22 protein-coding genes are annotated in these 23,257 nt (G+C 38.0%); 19 read left to right on the top strand and 3 right to left on the bottom strand.

Features of this window, described 5'->3' with window-relative positions:
• Positions 1-77: 77 nt before the first annotated feature.
• Complete coding sequence (gene ispE / locus H5090_RS06485; protein ID WP_154903382.1) at positions 78-935, bottom strand: 4-(cytidine 5'-diphospho)-2-C-methyl-D-erythritol kinase; 858 nt, start codon at positions 933-935, stop codon at positions 78-80.
• Positions 936-937: 2 nt separating this feature from the next.
• Complete coding sequence (gene lolB / locus H5090_RS06480) at positions 938-1,525, bottom strand: lipoprotein insertase outer membrane protein LolB (protein WP_182695314.1); 588 nt, start codon at positions 1,523-1,525, stop codon at positions 938-940.
• 83 nt (positions 1,526-1,608) lie between these two features.
• Between lolB and hemA the strand changes: the two genes are divergently transcribed.
• The 14 genes from hemA to H5090_RS06410 all read left to right on the top strand — a co-directional run bounded on the left by hemA (position 1,609) and on the right by H5090_RS06410 (position 16,913).
• Positions 1,609-2,865, top strand: a complete 1,257-nt coding sequence (gene hemA, locus H5090_RS06475; protein ID WP_024594740.1) for a glutamyl-tRNA reductase — start codon at positions 1,609-1,611, stop codon at positions 2,863-2,865.
• 7 nt (positions 2,866-2,872) lie between these two features.
• A complete protein-coding gene (gene prfA / locus H5090_RS06470) occupies positions 2,873-3,958 on the top strand; it encodes a peptide chain release factor 1 (protein WP_002958554.1) in 1,086 nt (361 codons plus the stop codon).
• 2 nt (positions 3,959-3,960) lie between these two features.
• Positions 3,961-4,800 carry a peptide chain release factor N(5)-glutamine methyltransferase gene (prmC, locus tag H5090_RS06465; RefSeq protein ID WP_182695313.1) on the top strand — a complete coding sequence of 280 codons (840 nt, stop codon included), beginning with the start codon at positions 3,961-3,963 and terminating at the stop codon, positions 4,798-4,800.
• 54 nt (positions 4,801-4,854) lie between these two features.
• Positions 4,855-6,399 (top strand): response regulator, encoded by a 1,545-nt coding sequence (locus H5090_RS06460; protein WP_002958556.1) that lies wholly within the window; start codon positions 4,855-4,857, stop codon positions 6,397-6,399.
• Between the two features lie 29 nt (positions 6,400-6,428).
• Entirely contained in the window at positions 6,429-6,803 is a 375-nt protein-coding gene (locus H5090_RS06455) for a SirB2 family protein (RefSeq protein ID WP_166376713.1), read from the top strand.
• Between the two features lie 149 nt (positions 6,804-6,952).
• On the top strand, positions 6,953-7,780 hold the full coding sequence (locus H5090_RS06450; RefSeq protein ID WP_182695312.1) for a tetratricopeptide repeat protein: 828 nt from the start codon (positions 6,953-6,955) through the stop codon (positions 7,778-7,780).
• 14 nt (positions 7,781-7,794) lie between these two features.
• Positions 7,795-9,048: a DUF819 domain-containing protein gene (locus tag H5090_RS06445; RefSeq protein ID WP_024595290.1), complete on the top strand. Its 1,254-nt coding sequence runs from the start codon at positions 7,795-7,797 to the stop codon at positions 9,046-9,048.
• A gap of 9 nt (positions 9,049-9,057) precedes the next feature.
• Complete coding sequence (gene kdsA / locus H5090_RS06440; RefSeq protein ID WP_002958560.1) at positions 9,058-9,912, top strand: 3-deoxy-8-phosphooctulonate synthase; 855 nt, start codon at positions 9,058-9,060, stop codon at positions 9,910-9,912.
• A gap of 121 nt (positions 9,913-10,033) precedes the next feature.
• On the top strand, positions 10,034-10,936 hold the full coding sequence (locus tag H5090_RS06435) for a transcriptional regulator GcvA (RefSeq protein ID WP_002958561.1): 903 nt from the start codon (positions 10,034-10,036) through the stop codon (positions 10,934-10,936).
• Between the two features lie 2 nt (positions 10,937-10,938).
• Positions 10,939-11,574 carry an alpha/beta family hydrolase gene (locus tag H5090_RS06430; RefSeq protein WP_182695311.1) on the top strand — a complete coding sequence of 212 codons (636 nt, stop codon included), beginning with the start codon at positions 10,939-10,941 and terminating at the stop codon, positions 11,572-11,574.
• Positions 11,575-11,593: 19 nt separating this feature from the next.
• The gene (locus H5090_RS06425; protein WP_039489365.1) at positions 11,594-11,962 is read left to right on the top strand and encodes a DUF423 domain-containing protein; all 369 of its coding nucleotides are present in this window, start codon (positions 11,594-11,596) and stop codon (positions 11,960-11,962) included.
• A gap of 17 nt (positions 11,963-11,979) precedes the next feature.
• The gene (gene rlmM, locus H5090_RS06420; protein WP_024605425.1) at positions 11,980-13,065 is read left to right on the top strand and encodes a 23S rRNA (cytidine(2498)-2'-O)-methyltransferase RlmM; all 1,086 of its coding nucleotides are present in this window, start codon (positions 11,980-11,982) and stop codon (positions 13,063-13,065) included.
• A 16-nt stretch (positions 13,066-13,081) separates the two neighbouring features.
• Positions 13,082-16,390: a PKD domain-containing protein gene (locus H5090_RS06415; protein WP_182695310.1), complete on the top strand. Its 3,309-nt coding sequence runs from the start codon at positions 13,082-13,084 to the stop codon at positions 16,388-16,390.
• Between the two features lies 1 nt (position 16,391).
• The gene (locus tag H5090_RS06410) at positions 16,392-16,913 is read left to right on the top strand and encodes a hypothetical protein (protein ID WP_024605426.1); all 522 of its coding nucleotides are present in this window, start codon (positions 16,392-16,394) and stop codon (positions 16,911-16,913) included.
• Positions 16,914-16,986: 73 nt separating this feature from the next.
• On the opposite strand, the gene cysZ is transcribed toward H5090_RS06410, so the two are convergent.
• On the bottom strand, positions 16,987-17,697 hold the full coding sequence (cysZ, locus tag H5090_RS06405; RefSeq protein WP_182671383.1) for a sulfate transporter CysZ: 711 nt from the start codon (positions 17,695-17,697) through the stop codon (positions 16,987-16,989).
• Between the two features lie 310 nt (positions 17,698-18,007).
• On the opposite strand from cysZ, the gene H5090_RS06400 reads away from it, so the two are divergent.
• The 5 genes from H5090_RS06400 (at position 18,008) to H5090_RS06380 (ending at position 23,119) form a co-directional block, all read left to right on the top strand.
• Positions 18,008-20,260 carry an EAL domain-containing protein gene (locus tag H5090_RS06400; RefSeq protein ID WP_024597466.1) on the top strand — a complete coding sequence of 751 codons (2,253 nt, stop codon included), beginning with the start codon at positions 18,008-18,010 and terminating at the stop codon, positions 20,258-20,260.
• 207 nt (positions 20,261-20,467) lie between these two features.
• Positions 20,468-20,929 (top strand): GNAT family N-acetyltransferase, encoded by a 462-nt coding sequence (locus tag H5090_RS06395; RefSeq protein WP_002958569.1) that lies wholly within the window; start codon positions 20,468-20,470, stop codon positions 20,927-20,929.
• A gap of 232 nt (positions 20,930-21,161) precedes the next feature.
• A complete protein-coding gene (locus H5090_RS06390; RefSeq protein WP_154903389.1) occupies positions 21,162-22,031 on the top strand; it encodes an MYG1 family protein in 870 nt (289 codons plus the stop codon).
• Positions 22,032-22,093: 62 nt separating this feature from the next.
• On the top strand, positions 22,094-22,426 hold the full coding sequence (locus tag H5090_RS06385; RefSeq protein WP_096794091.1) for a YnfA family protein: 333 nt from the start codon (positions 22,094-22,096) through the stop codon (positions 22,424-22,426).
• Between the two features lie 294 nt (positions 22,427-22,720).
• On the top strand, positions 22,721-23,119 hold the full coding sequence (locus H5090_RS06380) for a hypothetical protein (RefSeq protein WP_024605431.1): 399 nt from the start codon (positions 22,721-22,723) through the stop codon (positions 23,117-23,119).
• Positions 23,120-23,257: the final 138 nt, after the last annotated feature.

Genomic DNA, 23,257 nt, shown 5'->3' with positions numbered 1-23,257 from the left:
TCAGGCACTGAATATTTGGACTAACGGGCAATGATAAATTTCACTGCGGGTTAACTTATGATTACTTGTACGTTACTTCATTGATCGAATATGGCGGTTAACTCCGTATGAGCAGGTGAGACATTTGCGCTTGAAGCCACAAAACCCTGCCAAGTATGGGGGAGATTTTCAAGTACATCTTGTGCTTGAACTTGGCTAGCAAATTCGACAAAACAACATGAACCTGTTCCGGTCATCTTCGACGGTGCGTATTTTAGCAACCACTGGAGGGTTTTTTCAACCTCGGGGCAAAGCTTTTTAACTAAAGGCTCACAATCGTTGGTCAAAGTATGGTGTTTCCAGTCGCCTATTATTTTTGGTGTGTCGCGTTTTAAATCTGGATGTGTAAATATTTTTGCGGTACTTACATGTTGGTTAGGGTGTACAACGCAGTACCATTTTTGTTCAAGTGTTACGTGGTGTAGTTTTTCACCAATACCGTGCGCTATGGCGCTTTGACCTTGTATGAACACTGGAACATCTGCCCCTAACTTGAGCCCTAGTTGAGCTAGTGTTTCTAAATTTAGTGCCAATTTCCATAACTTATTTAGGGCTAATAAAGTACTCGCTGCGTCAGATGAACCTCCTCCAACACCGCCCCCCATCGGCAAGCGCTTAATTAAATTTATTTTTACACCCAAAGAGGTTTTACAGTGTGTTTGTAATAATAAAGCCGCTTTATAGATGAGATTATCATTTAGAGGGATGTCTTTAGTATCACCACCGACAGAAATACTCCCATCTGTTGTTAACTCAAAATGCAGCTCATCGCCAAAATTTAAAAAAGTAAATAAGGTTTCAAGTTCATGATAGCCATCTTCTCGGCGAGCATTAATATGTAAAAATAAATTGAGTTTTGCCGGAGCTATAAGTGAAAAAGAGGTTTTGTTATTCATACTTATTTAAACTGCCAATCGTATAGTTGAATTTTAATTTTTATTTGTTGGTGCTTTAACGTCAGTTTAGTAGGTAACCAGTAACCTGCGTTTTGTACATAGGTGCCATAATCTATTTGCCATTTTTTGCCTGTATTATCAAACCATAATACTTGCTTTGCACGCCCAAGCTCATCAACAATTAAACTTTCATCGTCAATAGTGCCTTTAAGCCAGTTATCGGCATTATCAACCGGTAGTGTAAAACCCGTTAATCGTTTTAAAAGCTCTGCAGCATTAGTATCAAAGTATTGTTCACCGTCAAACTCTAATTCAGCACCGTTAGTTGTTTGTTTAAGTGATAAAATACGAGTACCAATAAAAGTAGTCAGTATTAAATTATTGGAATTTGTTGTTTGCTGCCAATTTAAGTTTGCAGATTGACGCTCTTCTGGGCTAATAAATGCAAGTTTACCTTCTACTTGCCAAGTTTTTTGAGCAGCTAAACGTGGTTTCCAATCATCATAAAGTGTTGTTTTTGTATCAATTTGATGAGCACAGCCACCTAAAAATAAAAAAAACATGAATAAAATCAAATATTGTCGAATCAAATGTTGTTCCTTACTTTCCATATTCCGCTGATTTTTGGTAAAATTACCGCCTTTGAAGTAGGGCTCAGCAATATTTGGCAAATATGACCATAATAGCACTAGGTATTAATCACAAAACCGCATCCGTAGAATTACGTGAAAAAGTGGCTTTTTCGCCTGAGCAAATTTCAGAGGCGTTGCAACAATTAAGTGGCCATGCCGACTTTAATGAAGCGGTTATTGTGTCTACCTGCAATCGAACCGAGATCTATTGTAGCCTCGCTCAGCAAAATTCCCAAACACTGTTAAGCTGGCTTGCCAGTTTCCATGGTTTGGATGAACATGAACTGAGCAAAAACACTTATTGCTACGAAGATAACGATGCTATTAATCACTTAATGCGCGTGGCGTGTGGGTTGGATTCTTTGGTGTTGGGCGAACCGCAAATTTTGGGGCAAATAAAACAATCGTTTTTTAGTGCTAAAAACCACGATGCAGTAGGTGTTACGTTTGATAGGTTGTTTCAAAAAACATTTTCAGTAGCGAAACAAGTTAGAACTGAAACCGATATTGGCGCAAGTGCAGTATCGGTAGCGTTTGCTGCAGTTAACTTGGCAAAGCATATTTATGGCAAGCTTGATAAGACCAATGTGTTATTAATTGGCGCAGGTGAAACCATTGAATTGGTTGCTAAACATTTATACCAAAATGAGCCTCAAAATATCACTGTTGCAAATAGAACTATTGAGCGAGCTCGTAACTTAGCTGATGAAGTGTCGGCAGATGTGATTGCTTTGGCGCAATTGCCTGAGCGTTTGCATAAAGCCGATATAGTGATTAGTTCTACAGCCAGCACTTTGCCTATTATTGGTAAAGGGGTGGTTGAGCAGGCGCTAAAGCAGCGACGTCACAAACCTATGCTATTTATAGATATAGCGGTTCCGCGTGATATAGAAAGCCAAGTTGGGGAGCTAGATGCTGCCTATTTATATTCCGTTGATGACTTACAAACCATTGTAAGCGAGAATATGGCAGCGCGCGAGCAAGCTGCACAGCAAGCGCAAATAATTATTACTGAACGCACCAAAGAATTTGCAATGTGGATGCGTTCACTCGATTCGGTAGATTTAATCCGCCATTATCGAAACGATGTACAAACAATTAAGTCTGAACTTGTAGAGCGTGCTGTTAGTCAGCTCAATACAGGTAAAGATGCAGAAAAAATTATATTAGAGCTCGCCAATAAATTAACCAATCGCTTAATGCACGCGCCTACCCGTGCAATACAAGATGCAGCGAAAAAAGGTGAAGTGGCGCAGCTAAACCAGTTGAAAAAAATGTTAGGTATTGATCAGGAATAACCGTTAAATGAAAGAGTCTGTTTATAATAAATTAGAAACCTTAGTAGAGCGTTATGAAGAAGTACAAGCGCTGCTAAGCGACCCGTCGGTCATTAGTGATCAAAACCGTTTTCGTGCGCTTTCAAAAGAGTATTCTGAGCTTGAAGAGATTGTAAAAACGTTTTTAAACTATAAAGAAACGCAAGACGATTTAGCCAGTGCAGAAGAAATGCTTAAAGATTCTGACCCTGAAATGCGTGAAATGGCGCAAGAAGAATATAAAGAAGCAAAAGCACAAATACTAGTGATTGAAGATCAAATTCAAGTATTAATGTTGCCAAAAGATCCGCGAGATAACAACAACGTGTTTGTTGAAGTACGTGCAGGGACGGGCGGCGATGAAGCGGCTATTTTTGCTGGTGACTTATTTCGTATGTACAGCCGCTACGCAGAAAATAAAAAATGGAAAGTAGAAGTTGTAAGCACCAATGAAGGTGAGCATGGCGGTTACAAAGAAGTTATTGCAAATATCAGTGGCGAAGGAGTTTACGGTCAATTAAAGTTTGAATCAGGCGTACATCGCGTACAACGTGTACCAGAGACTGAATCACAAGGTCGTGTTCATACCTCAGCGTGTACTGTTGCGGTTATGGCAGAAGTACCAGAAGCAGAAGCGATACAAATTAATACAGCAGATTTAAAAGTTGATACATTTCGTGCATCAGGCGCAGGTGGTCAGCACGTAAATAAAACTGATTCTGCTATTCGACTTACACATATACCTACCGGTGTTGTGGTTGAGTGTCAGGATCAGCGTTCGCAGCATAAAAACCGCGCTAAAGCGATGTCAGTACTTGCAGCTCGACTGCAACAAGCTGAAGATGAAAAACGCCATGCGGCAGAAGCCTCTGAACGTCGTGACTTGGTAGGTAGTGGCGATCGTTCTGAGCGTATTCGTACTTATAACTACCCGCAAGGTCGTATTACCGATCACCGTATTAACTTAACACTTTATCGTTTAAACGAAGTGGTAGCCGGTGATTTAAGTGCGATTATTGACCCATTAATGCAAGAGCATCAAGCTGACTTATTAGCGGCTATGGGCGACGAGTAGTCGTGAGCCAAACTCTTGAACAAGCTATTGCTGCAGGCGCTAATTTATTAGCACCTAGCAGCGAAAGTGCTAAATTAGATGCACAAGTTTTACTTTTACATATTCTTCAAAAACCTCACAGTTACCTTTTCACTTGGCCAGAACATGCGCTTAGTGATGAGCAACAACAGCAATTTAATACATTTTGCCAAAGGCGTTTAAACGGTGAACCTGTTGCACATATTACGGGGCAGCGTGAGTTTTGGAGTTTATCGCTTGAAGTTAACGCAACAACCTTAATACCTCGACCAGATACCGAAACGCTAGTAGAACAAGCACTTGAAGTGACTGTACCTGCTACAGCTAAAGTACTTGATTTAGGCACCGGTACTGGTGCAATTGCGTTGGCACTGGGTAGTGAAATGCCTAATTGGCAAATTACTGCAGTAGATAGAGTAAGCGATGCAGTTGCACTTGCTACACGTAACCAGCAGCGATTAGCGATTAATAATGTACATGTTAAACAAAGTAACTGGTTTAGTGAGTTGCATGGCGAAAAATTCAATTTAATTGTCACTAACCCTCCTTATATAGAAAGTAGTGATATACATTTAAATCAGGGTGATGTGCGCTTTGAGCCTCTATCGGCATTAGTGGCTGATGATTGCGGAATGTCTGATATTAAACAAATAATTACACAATCACGTGACTATTTGTCATCTAATGGCTATCTTTTAATAGAACACGGTTTTGAGCAAGGTGAAGCTGTTCGTCATTTTTTTGAAAAAATGGCATTTGTTAATATTAAAACAGTGAAAGACCTTGGTAACAATGACCGTGTAACACTTGCACTGTGGCCCTAGAGAATAATAATTGCCTACTAGTGCGTTAAATAATGCCATGAAGGAATTTCGACTATGATGGGTGATTTTTTATTTTCAGATGAACCAGAAGAAACAATCGATGAGATTGAACACGGTACCTGGAAAGTATTAATCGTTGATGATGAACCTGAAGTTCATGCTGTTACAAAACTAGCACTGAGTGATTTTGAATTTCAAAATAAACGCTTAGAGTTTATTAGTGCCTACTCAGGTGCTGAAGCGAAAGAGCTCATAAAAGAGCATCCAGATGCCGCTATTGTGCTACTTGACGTGGTAATGGAAACCGACGACGCTGGTTTGCAGGTTGCTAAGTTTATTCGTGAAGAAGCTAAAAATAATCATATACGGATTATTTTAAGAACAGGCCAACCTGGCCAGGCACCTGAACGTCAAGTCATTATTAATTATGATATTAACGATTACAAATCGAAAACGGAGCTAACGGCTCAAAAATTATTTACTGTTATTATGTCGAGCCTACGCTCGTATCGGGATATTATTTCGATTGAGCAATCACGCGAAGGGCTTGAGAAAATAATTATAGCGTCTCGTGATATTTTTTCTGCGCATTCAATAGAGCACTTTATTGAAGGCGTTATGCAGCAATTAACATCTTTATTGGGTATTGCTGATCAAGCTATGTATGCCACCACTTTAGTTGCACAAAACCCAGAACATGAAAAAAATAAAAAACTAATAGTTTGCTCTGGCACTGGCGATTTTGAAAAAAGTGAAGGTAAAGAGCTTGATGAGGTATTACAAGCTGAGCAGTTAAGTGCGTGTCATCAGGCGCTTAATGATAAAAGTATCATTTATAAAGATAATTACTTATTTGCGTACTGCAGTAGTGAGTACAATCATAATTCAATGCTGTTCATATCAGGTGTCCCAAAGGATTTAACGGATACTCAGCGTCATTTAATCAAAATATTTTCTCAAAATGTGCAACTTGCCTTTGAAAATGTGCAGCTTCAGTCTGAAATAGAAGCGACACAACAAGAGCTTGTTTATAGGTTAAGTGAAGCAGTAGAGCAGCGCTCAACCGAGACAGGTAATCATGTTAAACGTGTAGCACATATTTGTCATATTTTAGCTGAGGGCTATGGTTTATCTAAACATGATGCAGATTTAGTAAGGTTGGCGTCTCCTCTTCATGATGTAGGTAAAGTGGGTATTCCTGATGCGATTTTAAACAAACCAGCAAAGTTAGAACCTCAAGAATGGGAAGTGATGAAAACCCATACTGATAAAGGCTATACTATTTTAAAAGACTCTCCCCATGAAATTGTGAGTACAGGTGCAATTATTGCAAAAGAGCATCATGAAAAATGGGATGGGTCTGGTTACCCACAAGGTCTAAGCGGAAACGCAATTAATGTATTTGGTCGCATAGTCGCACTTGCTGATGTATACGATGCACTTCGCCATAAACGGTGTTATAAAGAGCCTTGGACATTACAAAATGTGGTTGATGAAATTAATGCTCAAAAAGGCACACATTTTGAACCAAAAATGGTTGAAGTATTTAACGAAAAGCTTGATGAGTTAGAGGCGGTTCTTAGCCGTTTTCCTGATTAAATTTTTATAAAACAGAAGTACAGGGGCATATGGATTATTTAGCAGTAAAGCACTTACACATGGCAATTGCGATGTTAAGTGTGATTTTATTTTATGTTCGCGCTTTTTCGCGAATGGGCAGTGGTAACTTAGCAAAAAATAAAGGGGTAATGATCGGCAGTCACAGTATAGATACTTTACTATTAGTGTCAGCACTTACGCTTATATTTATGGCTAAAATAAACCCGTTTGAACAATATTGGCTATTAGAAAAAATAGTTTTAGTGGTTATATACATCGGTATTGGGGCTAAAAGTGCCAGACAAACTAAAATGACCGCTAAAGTTGCTTACGTTTTAGTTAACACTGCTGTAATTTTGGCGATAGGTTATTTAGCGACGTCTAAATCAGCTTTTTTGCTTTAAGTAATACCTGACTATTTGAGCTTTATAGTTGTTTTGTAAAGCTCAAATACAACTCCCTCACAGAAAACATTCAAATACACCTCTATATTGGTATATAGCTTTAAAGTTAGGTAAACTACGCCTTCGTTTTCTAAAATGTTGCAGTATTAATGACTACCCTCGGGTTTGACGAACACGATGAATCTTATCTTGATGATGCTTACGATGAATTTACACCTCCAGCGATTTACCGCTGTATTAAAGCAGAGTCAAAGTGGGACCCTCAGATAGATTTAACACCATGTTATGAAACTTTAACTGACTTTGAACAGCAAATTTCAGCGCTGTGTTTAAAAGTGAGTGATGAGCACGATCGCCTCGAAAAATTATTAGATATGTTTTACAGTGATTGGCTATTTAGTGCATCAGGTTTAAAAGTGCCTGAATATAAATTAAATACATTAAGCTATACGCTTTCTATGCGCAGTGGTTCACCTACAACACTGGCAATTATACTTTGTCATTTTTTACAACAAGCTAACTGTGACGCGAACCTTAGTCTTACCCAAGGTGATGTTGGCGTACATGTGGCGATTAGTGACGAAGAAGGCTACATAATAGAGCCAAGCAGTGGACGACAAAGTTGGTATATTATCCCTGAAAACGCAGATGAAGATGATGGTCAAGAGCAAGAGCCACTAGAACTGATTTTTGATGACGAAGTATATAAGTTATTTTTAGCTCAGCAAAAATGGTCTTTCATTAGCGAAAATAAATTTGGTCATGCTTTAACCTGTGTAGAGATGCTAATGGAGTTAATAGGCGACGACCCGTATGAGAGACGCGACAGAGGTTACTTATTAAATCAGCTCGGTTGCCCTAAAATGGCACGTGATGATTTACAGTTTTTTGTAGATGAGTGTCCGGACGATCCTGCAATAGAGATTATTCAACACCAAATAGAAGAACTAGAAGATAATAATAAAACGCACCATTAAGAATAGGAATAATTATGGTTGAAACTCAAAGCGCATTAATTACAAATGATGCCGTTGTGCTTGGTTTGCTTGCTATTATTTTGGGGTTTATTTTTAAAACCTCAAACAGTGAGCGTCCAGCTTTAAAACGATTTTATAAATACGTACCTGCTTTATTGCTGTGTTACTTTTTACCTTCGTTATTAAATACCTTTGGTATTGTAGATGGTAATAAATCTAATGTTTATTATGTGGCTTCGCGCTACTTACTACCTGCCTGTTTAATACTACTTACCATTAGTATTGATTTAAAAGCGATTATTAACTTAGGCCCTAAAGCACTTATTATGTTTTTAGTGGGTACTTTAGGCATTGTTATTGGTGGGCCATTAGCTATTTTAGTGGTGAGCGCATTTGACCCAAGTATTGTTGGTGGGCATGGCCCAGATGCCGTATGGCGCGGTATGACAACTGTTGCAGGTAGCTGGATTGGCGGCGGTGCTAACCAAGCATCAATGAAGGAAATGTTTGAAGTTGGTGGTGATATATTTTCTGTAATGATTACAGTCGATGTAATTGTCGCTAATATTTGGATGGCTGTTTTATTGTTAATGGCAGCAAATCATAAAAAGATTGATGCAGCGACGGGTGCTGATACAAGCGCAATTGAAGACTTGAAAAAGCGTGTGGAAGAATATCACGCAGAACATGCACGCATCCCAACTCTTAATGATTACATGACGCTGATTGCAATTGCATTTGGTATAACTGGCTTAGCACACTTTTGCGCTGACTTTTTGGGGCCGTACTTTGGCACTACTTATGAATGGGCAAAAGAATACAGCTTAAACAGTAAATTCTTTTGGCTAATTGTTATATCAACAACGATTGGCATAGGCTTATCGTTTACTAAAGTGAGGCAAATAGAAGCGTTTGGCGCTTCAAAAGTAGCTTCTAGCTTTTTATATATTTTGGTTGCATCGATTGGTTTACACATGAATGTAACCGCTATTTTCAATAACCCTGGGCTATTTTTAGTGGGTGCAATTTGGATGTTAGTGCATGCAAGCATTATGTTAATTGTGGCTAAACTGATTAAAGCACCGTTATTTTATATGGCAGTGGGTTCTCAGGCTAATGTGGGCGGCGCAGCGTCAGCACCTGTTGTAGCATCAGCGTTTCATCCGTCATTAGCGCCTGTTGGTGTCTTGTTAGCTGTACTAGGCTACGGTGTGGGTACTTATATGGCTTATATTTGTGGATTAATGATGCAAGCAGTTGCACCTTAAGGAATTTAAATGAAAGACCAAATTATTAAAATTAATGAAATTGAACTTGCAAACAACAAACCGTTTGTATTGTTTGGTGGTATTAACGTATTAGAATCTCGCGATTTAGCAATGCGTGTTGCAGAGCATTACGTAGAAGTTACGACGAAACTAAATATTCCTTATGTATTTAAGGCCTCATTTGATAAAGCTAATCGCTCTTCAATCAATTCGTACCGTGGTCCAGGTATGGAAGAAGGTTTAAAAATATTCGAAGAAATTAAAAACACGTTTAAAATTCCACTAATTACTGACGTACATGAACCGCATCAGGCTGCACCTGTTGCAGAAGTTGTTGATGTAATTCAGTTACCTGCTTTTTTGGCGCGTCAAACAGATTTAGTTGTGGCGATGGCTAAAACAGGTGCAATTATTAATGTGAAAAAACCACAGTTTTTAGCGCCACATGAAATGCGTCATATCATTACTAAATTTAATGAAGCTGGTAATAACAACGTAGCTCTTTGTGAGCGTGGTTCTAGCTTTGGTTACAACAACCTTGTGGTTGATATGCTGGGTATGGATGACATGAAGGCAATGGCACCTGTTATTTTTGATGCAACACACGCGCTACAACGCCCTGGTGGACGAGCTGACTCTGCTGATGGTCGTCGTGCACAAGCTGCAGAGCTTGCGCGCAGTGGTATGGCGTTGGGTATTGCTGGTTTATTTATCGAAGCGCATCCAAATCCTAACGAAGCTAAATGTGATGGCCCATGTGCGCTAGCGCTTAGCAAGTTAGAAGGCTACTTAACGCAAATGAAAGCGGTTGATGATTTAATTAAAAGTTTTGCTCCACTTGATACAAGTGCAAGCGATTTATAATTAAGCATGATTTTTATTAAAAAGCGACTCAGGTCGCTTTTATTATGCCTTTAATATACACAAACTTATATGATGTATATAATCTCACGCATAAGAAAAACTAATTCTAAGCTTGGTTATTATGTCAAGACGGGTACCTCCATTAAACGCATTAAAAGCCTTTGAAGCGGCTGCACGCCATTTAAGCTTTACAAAAGCTGCAGAAGAGCTTTATGTAACGCAGGCGGCAGTAAGTCATCAAATAAAAACTCTTGAAGAGCATTTAGGGCTGAAGTTGTTTTTACGTAAAAACCGCTCTTTATTATTAACTGAAGAAGGCCAAGGCTATTTTTTAGATATTAAAGAGATTTTTACTCAGCTTATTGATGCAACTGAAAAGCTATTAGCTCGTGGCGCTAAGGGCTCACTAACGGTAAGCCTAACCCCTAGTTTTGCTATTCAGTGGTTAGTGCCTCGTTTGAGTTTGTTTAATGAGTTACATCCAGAGATAGATGTTCGAATAAAAGCACAAGACCAAGATGAAAACTCACTCACTGATGACGTAGATATTGCTATTTATTATGGAAGGGGTCATTGGAATGGCGTACAAGCGTACAAGCTTCATACCGAATATTTAGTACCACTTTGTAGTCCTATGTTATTAAGCGGATTAAAGCCGCTTGATCAACCTAGTGATTTAGCGCATCACACACTATTACACGACACTACACGTAAAAACTGGAAAACGTGGATGAAAACCGCAGGCGTGCGTAACATCCAGGTAAATCAAGGGCCTATATTTAGCCACTCCTCTATGGTGTTACAAGCAGCTGTACATGGACAAGGTGTGGCAATCGGCAATAGTGTATTAGCTAAACCCGACATAGACGCAGGGCGTTTGGTAATTCCGTTTAATCATAGCCTAGAGAGTAAAAATGCGTATTACTTAGTGCTTCGTGAGTCGCAAACAGAGCTTGGTAAAATAGTTTCGTTTAAAGAGTGGATGCTGAGCTTAGTAGAGCATGAGCAAGAACATGAGTATTAATAATGATTGAATGGTTTAAAAGCACGGAGCAACCTGCAATAGCACAGTTTATATTTGCACATGGCGCAGGTGCTGGTAGCGATTCTGACTTTATGCAGCACATGGCAAAATTAATAAGCGAGCAGGGTGTTGATGTTGGTTTATTTGATTTTGAATATATGCAAATCGCTAAAAAAACTAATAAACGCAGGCCTCCTGAGCGAGCACCAAAGCTACTTATTTATTATGAACAAGTGCTAACGAGTGCGCAGCCAGATTTACCGTTGTTTATAGGCGGTAAATCGATGGGCGGTCGCATGGCATCAATGCTTGCATGTAGTACAGAGCAAAGCCTTTCAGGTGTTATAGCATTTGGTTATCCATTTCATCCGCCGGGTAAGCCAGAAAAATTACGCACCGATCATTTTGCTGATATTGTTTGCCCTTTTTTAGTATTACAGGGCGAGCGAGATACATTTGGTACACGTGAAGAACTTCTTACTATGAAAATGCCAAAGCAGCCTTTGTTTACTTGGCTGAGTGATGGCGATCACTCATTAAAACCACGTAAAAAAAGTGGCGTAACTGAACTGCAAAATAGAGAAACAGCAGCGTTAAGTGCTGTTGAATTTATTAAGCAACAAATTGAGATACGTTAAGACTCGAGCAGGAGGTTAGATGATTAAATTATTTTTAATGACCGGTAGTATTTTTTGTATGCTTTCGGTGATGTTAGGTGCATTTGCTGCCCATGGTTTAAAAAGCCGCTTATCGGAGTATTCATTAGGCGTTTTTAAAACGGCTGCTGAGTATCAAATGGTACATGGACTTACACTTATTGCGGTGGCTATTTTAATTAAATGGGGCATAAACCTGAGTTGGGCTGGTGGCTTTTTTATAATGGGCACACTACTTTTTAGTGGTAGTTTATATTTACTCGCTCTAACAGGAATGAAGTGGCTTGGGCCTATAACACCGCTTGGTGGGTTGTGCTTTATTATTGGTTGGATTGTTATTTTAGTGCAAGTTGCACGATTTAAGTTTTAAAGAGTTTAAGGGTTAATATGTCTAGTGTTGTGATTTTTTGTCGTAGTGGTTTTGAAAACGATGCCGCTGCTGAAATAACGTTTCATGCTGCAGAGCAAGGTTTTGCAGGGTATGTAAAAGCAAAACCAAATACAGGTTATGTTGTTTACGAATGTTTTGAAGCGCATCACAGCGATGAAATAATCAAAAAAGTTGATTTTAAAAACATGGTGTTTGCACGTCAATGGTTTGCCGGCACATTACTTGAAAACATGCCAGTAGAGGACCGTGTGAGCGCAGTAGTTGAAGCTGCTAAAGATTTTACATTGTGCTCAGAACTGCGCGTTGAAACGCCAGACACAAACGAAGGCAAAGAGCTTTTAACGTTCTGTAAAAAAATCTCAACACCGCTTAAAAAAGCCCTCGAAAAACAAAATACTGTACTACGTGAGCCAAAAGCAAATCGCCCAGTAATGCATGTCATGTTTTTAACAAACAATACGGCTTATGTTGGTTACTCGTATAGCTTTAATAATTCTCCATTTTTCATGGGTATTTTGCGCCTTCGTATGCCAAGCGATGCACCGAGTCGCTCAACGTTAAAACTCGATGAAGCATTTAACGTATTTATACCTGAGCAACAACGCGAGTCACGCGTAGCTGCCGGTATGCGCAGTGTTGATTTAGGTGCATGCCCTGGTGGTTGGACTTATCAGCTTGTACGCCGTGGTATGTTTGTAAGTGCGATTGATAACGGCCCAATGAATGACGATTTAATGCAAACGGGTCAAGTTAAACATTTTAGAGCCGACGGTTTTAAATATCGCCCAGAAAAAAGAAATATTACTTGGTTAGTGTGCGATATGGTGGAAAAACCGACCAAAGTGACTACGCTAATGATTGACTGGGCAGTAAATGCATACGCAAAAGAGTTTATATTTAACTTAAAGCTGCCTATGAAAAAACGCTTTGATAGTGTTTATGAATGTCTTTCGATGATCAGAAAAGAGCTTGAGAAACAAGGTATCAATTACGAGTTGCAAGCTAAACATCTATATCATGATCGTGAGGAAATAACCGTTCATTTAAACGTTACTAAGGTGCCACAAAATTTGTATAGTTAATATGTAGAGGCTAAAAGTGGTAAAAAACAATATTAATAAATGGCTAAGTTTACTTTTTTTATCACTTTTAATCACAGGCTGTGGCGGGGGAGGCGAAAGTAGTGATACAACTACGGCCCCTGGTAACGCTGCGCCCAGTGTTACGCTTTCGGTTAGCAGTAACGTTATTACTTCTAATCAATCATTTACTATTACAGCGCTTGCAAGTGATAGCGACGGACAAATTGCCAGCTATCAATGGCAACAACTTAGCGGGCCTGAGTTTACGTTTACCTCTAACGGTAACACGCTTACAGCCACTGCACCTAGTGTAACAACCGATACGACCTTTAGCTTTTCGGTTACAGTTACTGACAACTCAGGTGCTACTGCACAACAAGTTTTTTCAGGCACTATCACCTCTCAAAATAATGCTCCTACAGTTAATATAACAGGCCCAAGTAGTGCACTTGCCAGCACACAAGTTAGTTTAGTTGCTAACGCTCAAGATACAGATGGCACTATAAGTAATATTAATTGGATTCAGTCTGCTGGGGACAATGTTGAGTTTTCACAAACTGATGGAGTCCTTAGTTTTACCGCCCCTAATGTATCTGAAAATACAACACTAGGTTTTAGCGTAACCGTAACTGACAATGCAGGTAAAAGCGCTCAAGCGAGTAAAACGGTTTTAATTAATCAAGTAAATAGCGCGCCAACAGTCATTGTTACAGGCCCTGAAGAAGCTGAAAAAGGTGACAGTGTAACCTTAGTTGCAGATGCACAAGACAGCGATGGTAGTATTAATAGCATAACTTGGCAGCAAATAAGTGGTCCTGTAGTTGAACTTACTCAAACACAAACAAGCATTAGTTTTAATGCGCCCACTGTTGCACAAAATACCAATGTTACATTTGTGGTTACTGTAACCGATGACGATAACGCTACAAATAGCGCTCAAAAAACAGTTGTAGTATTAGCACCAAACAATCCACCAACTGCAGATGATGTAAGTATTAGCGTGCAATATAATCAAGCCACAGAATTTAGTTTAGTAGTTAGCGATGCTGATAACGATACGGTTCAGATTGATTTTGGTGATGATTTAAATGGTGCACAAATTAGTGTTATTGATGCACAAGCCTTACTTTTTAGCTACACGCCTCCTGCAAACATTATTACTTCACAAAGCTATACGTTAACTGCGTCTGATTCAAAAGACACAACCGAATTTACCCTGAATATTACTGTGGTTGATTCAACGCCCGCTACAATTAGTAATGTAACACCCCAAAGTAATAATGACCCAGTTCTTGTAGATAGCCCTGTTAGTATTACATTTTCAGATATTATGCTAACGAGCACTTTAGCAGTTAATTCTAGTAGTGGTGTTTGTACAGGAAGCGTACAAGTGTCGGCAGATAATTTTACTACTTGCTTGGCCTTAAATATTGAAAGTTTGTCGGGTACTACTAGTGACACAAGTACTTATTTTCATACTGTAAATGTAAGCGCAAGCTTTAATGAAGATACCCAATATATTGTCCGTGTTACAGCTGATTTAACTAATTTTGATGATACGGCCATTGAAACGCAAACCGCTACTTCTTTTACTACCTCTAGCCAAGATATAAAAATAACTGAAGTTTCTTCTGTGCAATTTAGTAACGACTTACCTTGGATTGAAATTTATAACGGCACAGGGGCTGCTGTAAACTTACAGAGTTACTCGCTTAAAACCCGCAGTATTAATATGATTAATAGCTCGACTAGTGCAGAGACAACTTTTTCACTGCCCAATAAAGAGCTTGAAAATGGTGAGTACCTTATTTTACAAAGCAAGTTTGGAGATGATTTTTTAGTCAGTGCATCAGTTAACAACCCTAAAATAGCGCTTGTGGGTAATGCTAGTGATGAAATTAGACCTTATTGGTACATAAACGGTTTTGTAGAATTACTTAATAGTGCAGGTACACAAACAATCGACTTTGTAAAATTTGGTAACTCAGTACAAGAACCAGTAACGCCATCACAATGGCAAGGTGGTAACGCAGAGCAAATCATCTCCGAGCAAGGAGGCAGCTTAAAGCGCGAGCTTAATGCGACAGACACTAATCAAAGTACTGATTGGAGTTATTCTGTGTTTAACACACCCGCTGGGCCAAACAATATAAATTGCACAATAGATGATGATGAGGATGGTATTCCTGATTGCGCTGAGCAACAGGGTACAACATTCGCGGGTTTACCACTTTATGAGTGGGGGGCGCGTACCTCACAAAAAGATATATTTATTGAAGTTGATTATATGGACAGCAGTGATGTAGGTATTACTCCACATCGAACAGCACTTGAAAAAGTAGCCACTGTTTTTGCAGAAAAAGGCTATACAGTCCACTTTGACGTAGGTGATTTGTTTGATCAAAATACAAATACAGCACCGCAAAACTTTGATTTAGGTGGCGGAAATCTTGTCCCTTTTAATAGCTATACCCCGTTTGAATACGATTTAAGTAGCCCTAATTTATTTGCTTATAAAATGGAATATAGCGATATAACTCGCAGGCCCATTTTCCATTATTTATTAATGGCAAGTAGTGGTAACGAAGACGGTAGTATTAGTGGGTCGGGTATTGCTGAGATAAGCGGTAATGATTTAATGGTAACTATGGGAGGCTGGGGTTTAACGCTTGATACGCAAGTAGCAACCAATGTAACTTATAATTATCAAGCATCAACAATATTTCATGAGTTAGGTCATAACTTAGGTTTATACCATGGCGGTGATGAGGAGGTTAATTTTAAGCCTAATCATTTAAGCTCTATGAACTATTTATATCAATTAGCGGGTTTATCAACAATAGGTAATAACGAAGGCGATCGCTACTATGAGCGTTTTTACCCAGGCAATGCTGGTTGCGATATTGCACCAAATACTAATAGTCATTTAGGCTCTACGGATGATTTTATTATTGATTATTCAAATGGTAGTTCAGCAGATTTAAATGAAAGCACCATACTTGAAATACAGGGGTTAAATAGAAATAGCTCACTACCAGTTGATTTTAATTGTAATGCAATTAACACCGAAAGCTTAACCAGCTTTGATACTAACCAAGATAATACAATATCAATACTGAGTGATGTAGATGAGTGGAGCATGCTTAATTTACAGTTTTATATGCAAAGTGCAGGTAATCGATTTGGCGTGCCAAATACAAATAACAGTAAGGTGCATAATTTACAAAGCTCGCCTACTAATATTGAAACGCTGCCCAGTTATATAAAAGAAGCACAGCCAAGTAGTGCAATTATTGCTGAGTTAAAAGCAATTAAAGAGCAATAGTATGAAGCCGATGCTCAGCACTAAGTTTATTATCTTGAGTAGTTTTTTTAGCTTACTAATAGCGTGTAGCGATACTAACAATGCACGTGAGTGGTTACTAAAAAATGATAATTTGTATTATAAAAATACAGCTGTTGACTGGCGAATTGAATCAGTAAAGGACTGTAATACATGCGTTATAAGCCAAGATGTTGTTTATCAGCCTGAAGGTATTAGTCGTTATAATACGTTAATGCAGAGTCAGAATTGGGTCGCGGTACATGAACTAAGTAAAATCAATGTCATTCGTTTAAAGATGCCAGACCAAACACCTTATTTATACGTAGAGCGTGTAAAAGGTCAAATACTAAAGCTGTTTGATCAGCAGCAAAACTACAGTATAAAAATTGGTGAAGTTACAGCCGTTAATATTAATAATCAGCGCTTTAGTATTTTGATTAAAAAATTTGAAGAAGTAGATAAACAAAGCGATGCATTACCAAGGCGTGCATCGCTTGAGTTTATTGCTTTAAAAATAGATTAAAAAAAGCACCTTAGGTGCTTTTTAATCTAGAATGCGGTGTCCTTCGAATATTGAAAAGTCAGCAACCTTTTAATTAACTGCGATATTTTGGACGATAGTTATCTACCCATAAACGTGTTGCACCGCACACTGCGACTGGCATAACTATTAAGTTTATAAAAGGGATAGCAGTTAACAACATAACAGCAAAACCAAATCCGTATGACAAACCTTGCTTAGATTTTAAATCGTCTTTCATTTGCTTAAAGTCAATTTTATGATTATCAAACGCATAGTCTTCGTATTGAACTGCGTACATCCAACAAGTAAATAACACCCATAGTATTTGACCAATGACCGGTAAAACCCATAACAATATAAAAAAGCCAATTGCGCGAGGAAGGTAGTAGCATAGTTTTGTCCACTCACGGGCAAGCATGCGAGGTATATCTTTAACTAGTTCGGCAAAGCCGTCATCGTTAATTTTTTGACCTGTTAGGTAAAGCTCAACTTTTTCACTCAAGAGCGCATTGAAAGGGGCTGCAATAAAATTAGTGATAACTGTAAAAAGCATACTATAGCTAAACAAAACAACTAATACAGCAATAGGCCACATTAGCCACTCTAACCAGCTTAACCACTCGGGGAGCATGTTGTTTATGTAGCTAAAACTATCACTTAACCAGCCAACTAAAAAAAACAGCGAGCTACCAAACAGCAAAATATTAATTAATAGCGGAATAAGGACAAAACGCTTTAGCCCTTTTTGGCTAATTAATTTAAACCCCGAAAAAAAGTATTCCATACCTTGTGTGATCTGCACTGTAACCTCAAAAAATATTTACCATTACTTATAGTATAAATAGCTTAAAAATTTTGAACAGTACTTTTAAGTAACAAAGTGTTAGCTTTAATATTGTGGTTTTGTTTATATAGTAACAATAGGTGTTCAGTAATATGCAACTATGATTATTTTAGACAGGCCCGATTATTTTTTGCCAATAAAATAAAAAACTTACTAATCATGACTATACTGAACTTTACTGCGTAAGAAAAAAGCGCTTGATTAAAGCTTTTGTTGTTTCAATGTGTATAAATAATACGGGTAAAGGAAAATGGGTACGGATAGGTTAAAAAAGTTATTATCTCACCAGCAAGGCATTTTATCTAAAATTGCATTAGGGGTACCTTTAAGTGAGGTGCTTACTGAAATTTGTTCATCAATCGAGCAGATTATTGATGATGAATCCGCTAGGTGTTCAATCTTATCAGTTAAAGGCCAGCAGCTTTTTCATTGCGCAGCTCCTAATATTCATCCAGAGTACTGTAGTTTGCTTAATGGAGTCTATATAGGGCCAAAAGTGGGCTCATGTGGTACTACTGCATTTTCGAAATCGCGCACTATTGTTGAAAATATCGAAACTTCACCGCTGTGGGAGGACTTTAAAGACTTAGCACTAAAGTTTGGTCTTAAGTCATGTTGGTCAACGCCTATTTTTTCAACTCAAGCCGATTTATTAGGCACCTTTGCTATCTATCACAGCACTCCTAAATCACCATCAAAGCAAGATTTAGAGTTAATCGATTTTTTTGTACACTTTTCTAGTATCGCTCTTGAAAAAAGTAACGAATTTAACAAAGCAAAACAGCTGCTCGCGAATTTACAGCAAAGTAATGAAAAGTTTAAAGCCTTCACTAAGGTAATGCCCGATCTCATTCTTATTTTAAGTGAAGAGGGAATTTATACCGATGTGTATGGTACCTCTAATGAGTTACTGCTTGATTCAAGCAAGGACCTTATTGGTCAAAGTGTTAAGGACCTGCTTTCTCAAGACGATGCACAAATGATAATGGACGTTATTAAAAAAACACTCTCGACTAACGAGACGCAAATTTTTGAATATGAATTAGCTGTACCAAAGGGGAATATAGTTTTTGAAGGCAGGGCTGCTGCATTAGATCATTACCACCCCAATAGTCCTACAAAAAGGCACGTAGTATGGATGGCCAGAGATATTTCAATAAAGAAAAAGGCCGAACAAGAAGTACATAAGCTTGCTTTTTACGACCCATTAACGAATCTTCCAAATAGAAGAATGCTTAGCGACAAATTAAGCATGTGTGTGGAGAGTGTTAAGCGTGATAAAAATATAGGGGCGTTATTATTTTTAGACCTAGATAATTTTAAGCGTATTAATGATTCACTTGGGCACAGTGCGGGTGATGAAGTACTTGTGGAATTATCAAAAAGGTTAAGCGCAATAATAAAAGGCTCTGATACGTTGGCCAGAGCGGGTGGCGATGAGTTTATTATTTTACTAAAACACGTTGGAGAAAATACACAGCAGGCGAGCATCGAGTGCAAAATAGTAGCCAAAGAGATTCAAAGAGCTTTTCATGATAAATTTGAAGTGGGCAACCTTGCATTTCAAGTAAGCTGCAGCATAGGTATTTGTCTAATTGATAGCGTAAATGCGCAGGCAGGCAATATATTAAAATTTGCAGACACGGCTATGTATCGTTCTAAAAATAAAGGGGGGAATAGCAGTAGCTTTTACGATCCAGCCTTACAAACACTGCTTGAAAAACAAACTGAACTAGAAACCGATATAGTCAGGGCGATTGCATCTGATGAGTTTTGTGCTTATTTTCAGCCTCAGGTAAATACGTATGGTGATGTTATTGGTGCTGAAGCACTCATTAGGTGGAACCATCCTCAAAAAGGGTTAATAGCGGCAAACGAATTTATACCAATTGCAGAGCAATACGGGCTTATTCAAAAACTACAAAATATTGTTTTACATGATATATGTATTTTAATAAACGAACTTAAAGCAGATAACATAATAGACGACTCGTTTAGTGTTTCAATTAATATTAGTCAAAGCCAGTTTAATTCATCAAATTTAAAAGGAGAGCTGTTTAGCACTATCAATAAATTTGATATTCGGGCACAGCAAATTAAGTTAGAAATAACTGAGTCAATGCTCTCAAGCGATATAGATTATACAATTAGGCAAATGAAAGAACTCATTGCCGCTGGCTTTTTATTTTCGATTGATGATTTTGGAACCGGTTACTCCTGCTTAGCGTACTTAAGTGCGTTTCCTGTTAAAGAATTAAAAATAGATAAAAGCTTTATTGATAAAATTTTAGATAGCACGGTTGGCTTTAATATTGCGCAAACAATTATCAGCCTAGGAAAAAGCTTAAACTTAGAGGTAGTTGCTGAGGGCGTAGAAACAACAGAACAATATGACTTACTTAAAAAAATGAATATTGACGCCATGCAAGGCTACTTAATTGCAAGGCCGATGGATAAAGAAGGCTATGCAAAATGGCATAGCGCTAATACTAATGCGCAATAATACTTGAACACTACTATTTATTAATTAGTAATAATTTAGCAAAATTTATACACTTGCTAGGCCACTTTTGCTCTTTTAGCTGGTGAAATGTCATAACCCATATGCTAAATAAGGAGTAAAGATTTTTTAATTAAACAATGCTAAGCTATGACCGCTTAAATATATTATTTAAAGCTTAATAAACTTATAACAATGAATGGAAGCTTTATGCAGTTAGTCGATTTGAACCCGAATGATCCCGACGTGGTAAATGTATTTGATGATATAGACCGACTTATAAATTCTTTATATCCTGTGGCTACCGCACAGTCTCTGGAGTTAAACGAATTAACCTTACCTAATGTGTACGCTATTGGTTTAAAAACTGAAGAAGGTATTATTGCCTGCGGTGCGATTGTAGAGAAATTTGATACCCAGCCTTACGGCGAAATAAGACGTTTATATGTAAAACCAAGTCATCGTGGTAAAGGGCTATCAAGACGTATTATGCAGATTTTATTGCATCAAGCTGGCGAAAAACAAATCCCGTTAATACGCTTAGAAACAGGCCCAAAACAAATAAAATCAATCAATTTATATGAAAATTTAGGCTTTAAACGCTGTAGCAGTTTTGGCTCATATGTAGATAATCCACAAAGTGTTTTTATGGAATTAGGGCTTAGTAAATAAGTTCATTAACGCTGCGACATGTTAAAGCTTAATGTGTCGTAAATATCTGCCTTCATTATTATCTTGTAATAAAAGTCATACTCAAACTAGTAACTATAAAAGCAGCTTTTATAGTGATGCAAAAATACTTCACTGTTTTTAACACCTGTCTTCGTATAAAATCTGCCTCGATAATTAGTGACTAACTTACAAAGCGAGAATTTTTATCTTTTCTAAAAGTAGCAATAAACAAATGAGCGAAATAACAGTAGTAACCCACAATGGTAATTTTCATGCAGATGACGTTTTTAGTATTGCGGTACTTAAACATGTTTTGCCAACGTTTAAATTGGTACGCACACGCGATAAAGCGCTTATAGAAAGTGCCGACTACGTAATAGATGTAGGTGGGGAATACGATCCTGAAACTAATCGCTTTGATCATCATCAACGTGGTGGTGCAGGCGAGCGAGAAAATGGCATTCCTTTTTCATCATTTGGTTTAGTGTGGAAAAAATACGGCTTAGCACTGTGTGATGATAACCAGGCCGTTGCTGATAGAGTGGATTCAGGCTTAGTTTCAACTATTGACGCCATTGATTGTGGTCATGTTGAAGGTGTATCAAAAGGGATAAGCTTGAGCCAAACAATTTCAATGTTTAACCCTACATGGGAAGAAGAAAGTAACTTTGATACCTGTTTTGATGAAGCCGTTGAATTTGCAGCACGTATGCTCATTCGTTTTATCGCCTCAGCTCACGGTAGTGTTAATGCAAAAGAGATTGTCGCCAGAGCAATTGAAAATGCAGACGATGCCAGAGTAATCGTGCTTGAAAAGTACACACCGTGGAAAAAAACAGTGCATATTTTATCAAGTGAGGCGCTATACATGGTTTACCCATCGCATTCTGGGCAATGGATATTACAAACAGTACCCGTTGAGCCTGGCTCGTTTGAAGATAGAAAACCGCTTCCTAAAGCATGGTCTGGTTTATCTGATCAAGCGTTCGTAGATGAAACAGGTATTGATGACGCAGTGTTTTGCCATAATGGTTTATTTATAGCGGGTACCAAGTCGTTTGAAAGCACAATGAAACTTGCCACTATGGCGCTTAGCGAATAACAACGCACTAAGCATAACAATTTATATAGATTGTTATGCTTGTTATTTTTGCGCGGAGCATTATGTTTGAATTAAAAACAATCGCACTTTTTATTATTACAGCCTTAGCTGAAATAGTGGGGTGCTATTTGCCCTACCTTTGGCTAAAACAAGATAAAAGCATTTTACTTTTAATTCCTGCGGCTTTAAGTTTGGCACTATTTGCATGGTTGCTATCTTTACACCCTACTGCTGCCGGACGTGTATATGCAGCTTATGGCGGCGTATATATTTGCGTTGCGCTATTATGGTTATGGGTTGTAGATGGCGTAAAGCTTACTATGTGGGATATTATCGGTGGTTTAGTAGCACTGCTAGGTATGGCAATAATTATGTTCGCCCCAAAGTCTATTTAATTCAAATGCATGCCAAAGCTTACTCATAATGAAATTACCCTTGAACTACCCGAAAGCCGATTTTTTGAAGATATGTTTGGAGTAGACTATCCAGGTTATCTCCCTTATTGGCTTGCTTATATGAGCCCAAAAGAGAGGCAAGCGTACCTCCTAGCTACAAAATCTGAGTATATGGATATAGTTGATGAAATGTATAGCGAAAGTTTTAATTGGCAGGAATGGCTACCTTACCCTTATTAAAACATCGCAAATTGTAATACCAAACCAGCACTCATATTTTAATGGAATAAAAGATTGAATATATTATACCTTGTGATTATTTTTATATTTATAGCAGCTAGTTTCCTATTTTTTGCATTTTTAATTTATAGACTACCAAAACCCCTGCAGCAAAAATGTATTGAAGGTGAAATTGTATTTGTTTTTATTGATAAAAACACATGTTTTAGACACTTTCTTGAAACTGTTATTTTAAGAAATAAAGTAGTTACTTTAGCTGATAATAATACGGCCTTTTATGTAAATGCAAATGACTATAAAAAACTCTGGAAAGTTAGTCCACATAAATTATCTACAATAGGCAATACTTACAAGTTGAGGTTAATTACTACGACTTTACTGTTTGGTGGGTATGGTTTATCTACGGTTGAAAATATGACAGAGATAGATAAAAAGCCAATAATAGTTAAATAAAGAGTCAGTTATACAATACTCATAAGTAGTTGTGTGCGGTTATTGGTGCTGGTGGATGTATGCTAAGCGTTTTTGACGTGCAGTTTTTATTCACTTTGCAGAATACATAGGTAATACTTGGTCACAACACGTTGGCTA

The organism is Pseudoalteromonas sp. SR43-5, from assembly GCF_014163835.1.
Taxonomy (GTDB): Bacteria; Pseudomonadota; Gammaproteobacteria; order Enterobacterales; family Alteromonadaceae; genus Pseudoalteromonas; species Pseudoalteromonas distincta.
Note: the sequence above shows the minus strand (reverse complement) of the source record. Positions and strands in the feature narration are given on the sequence as shown.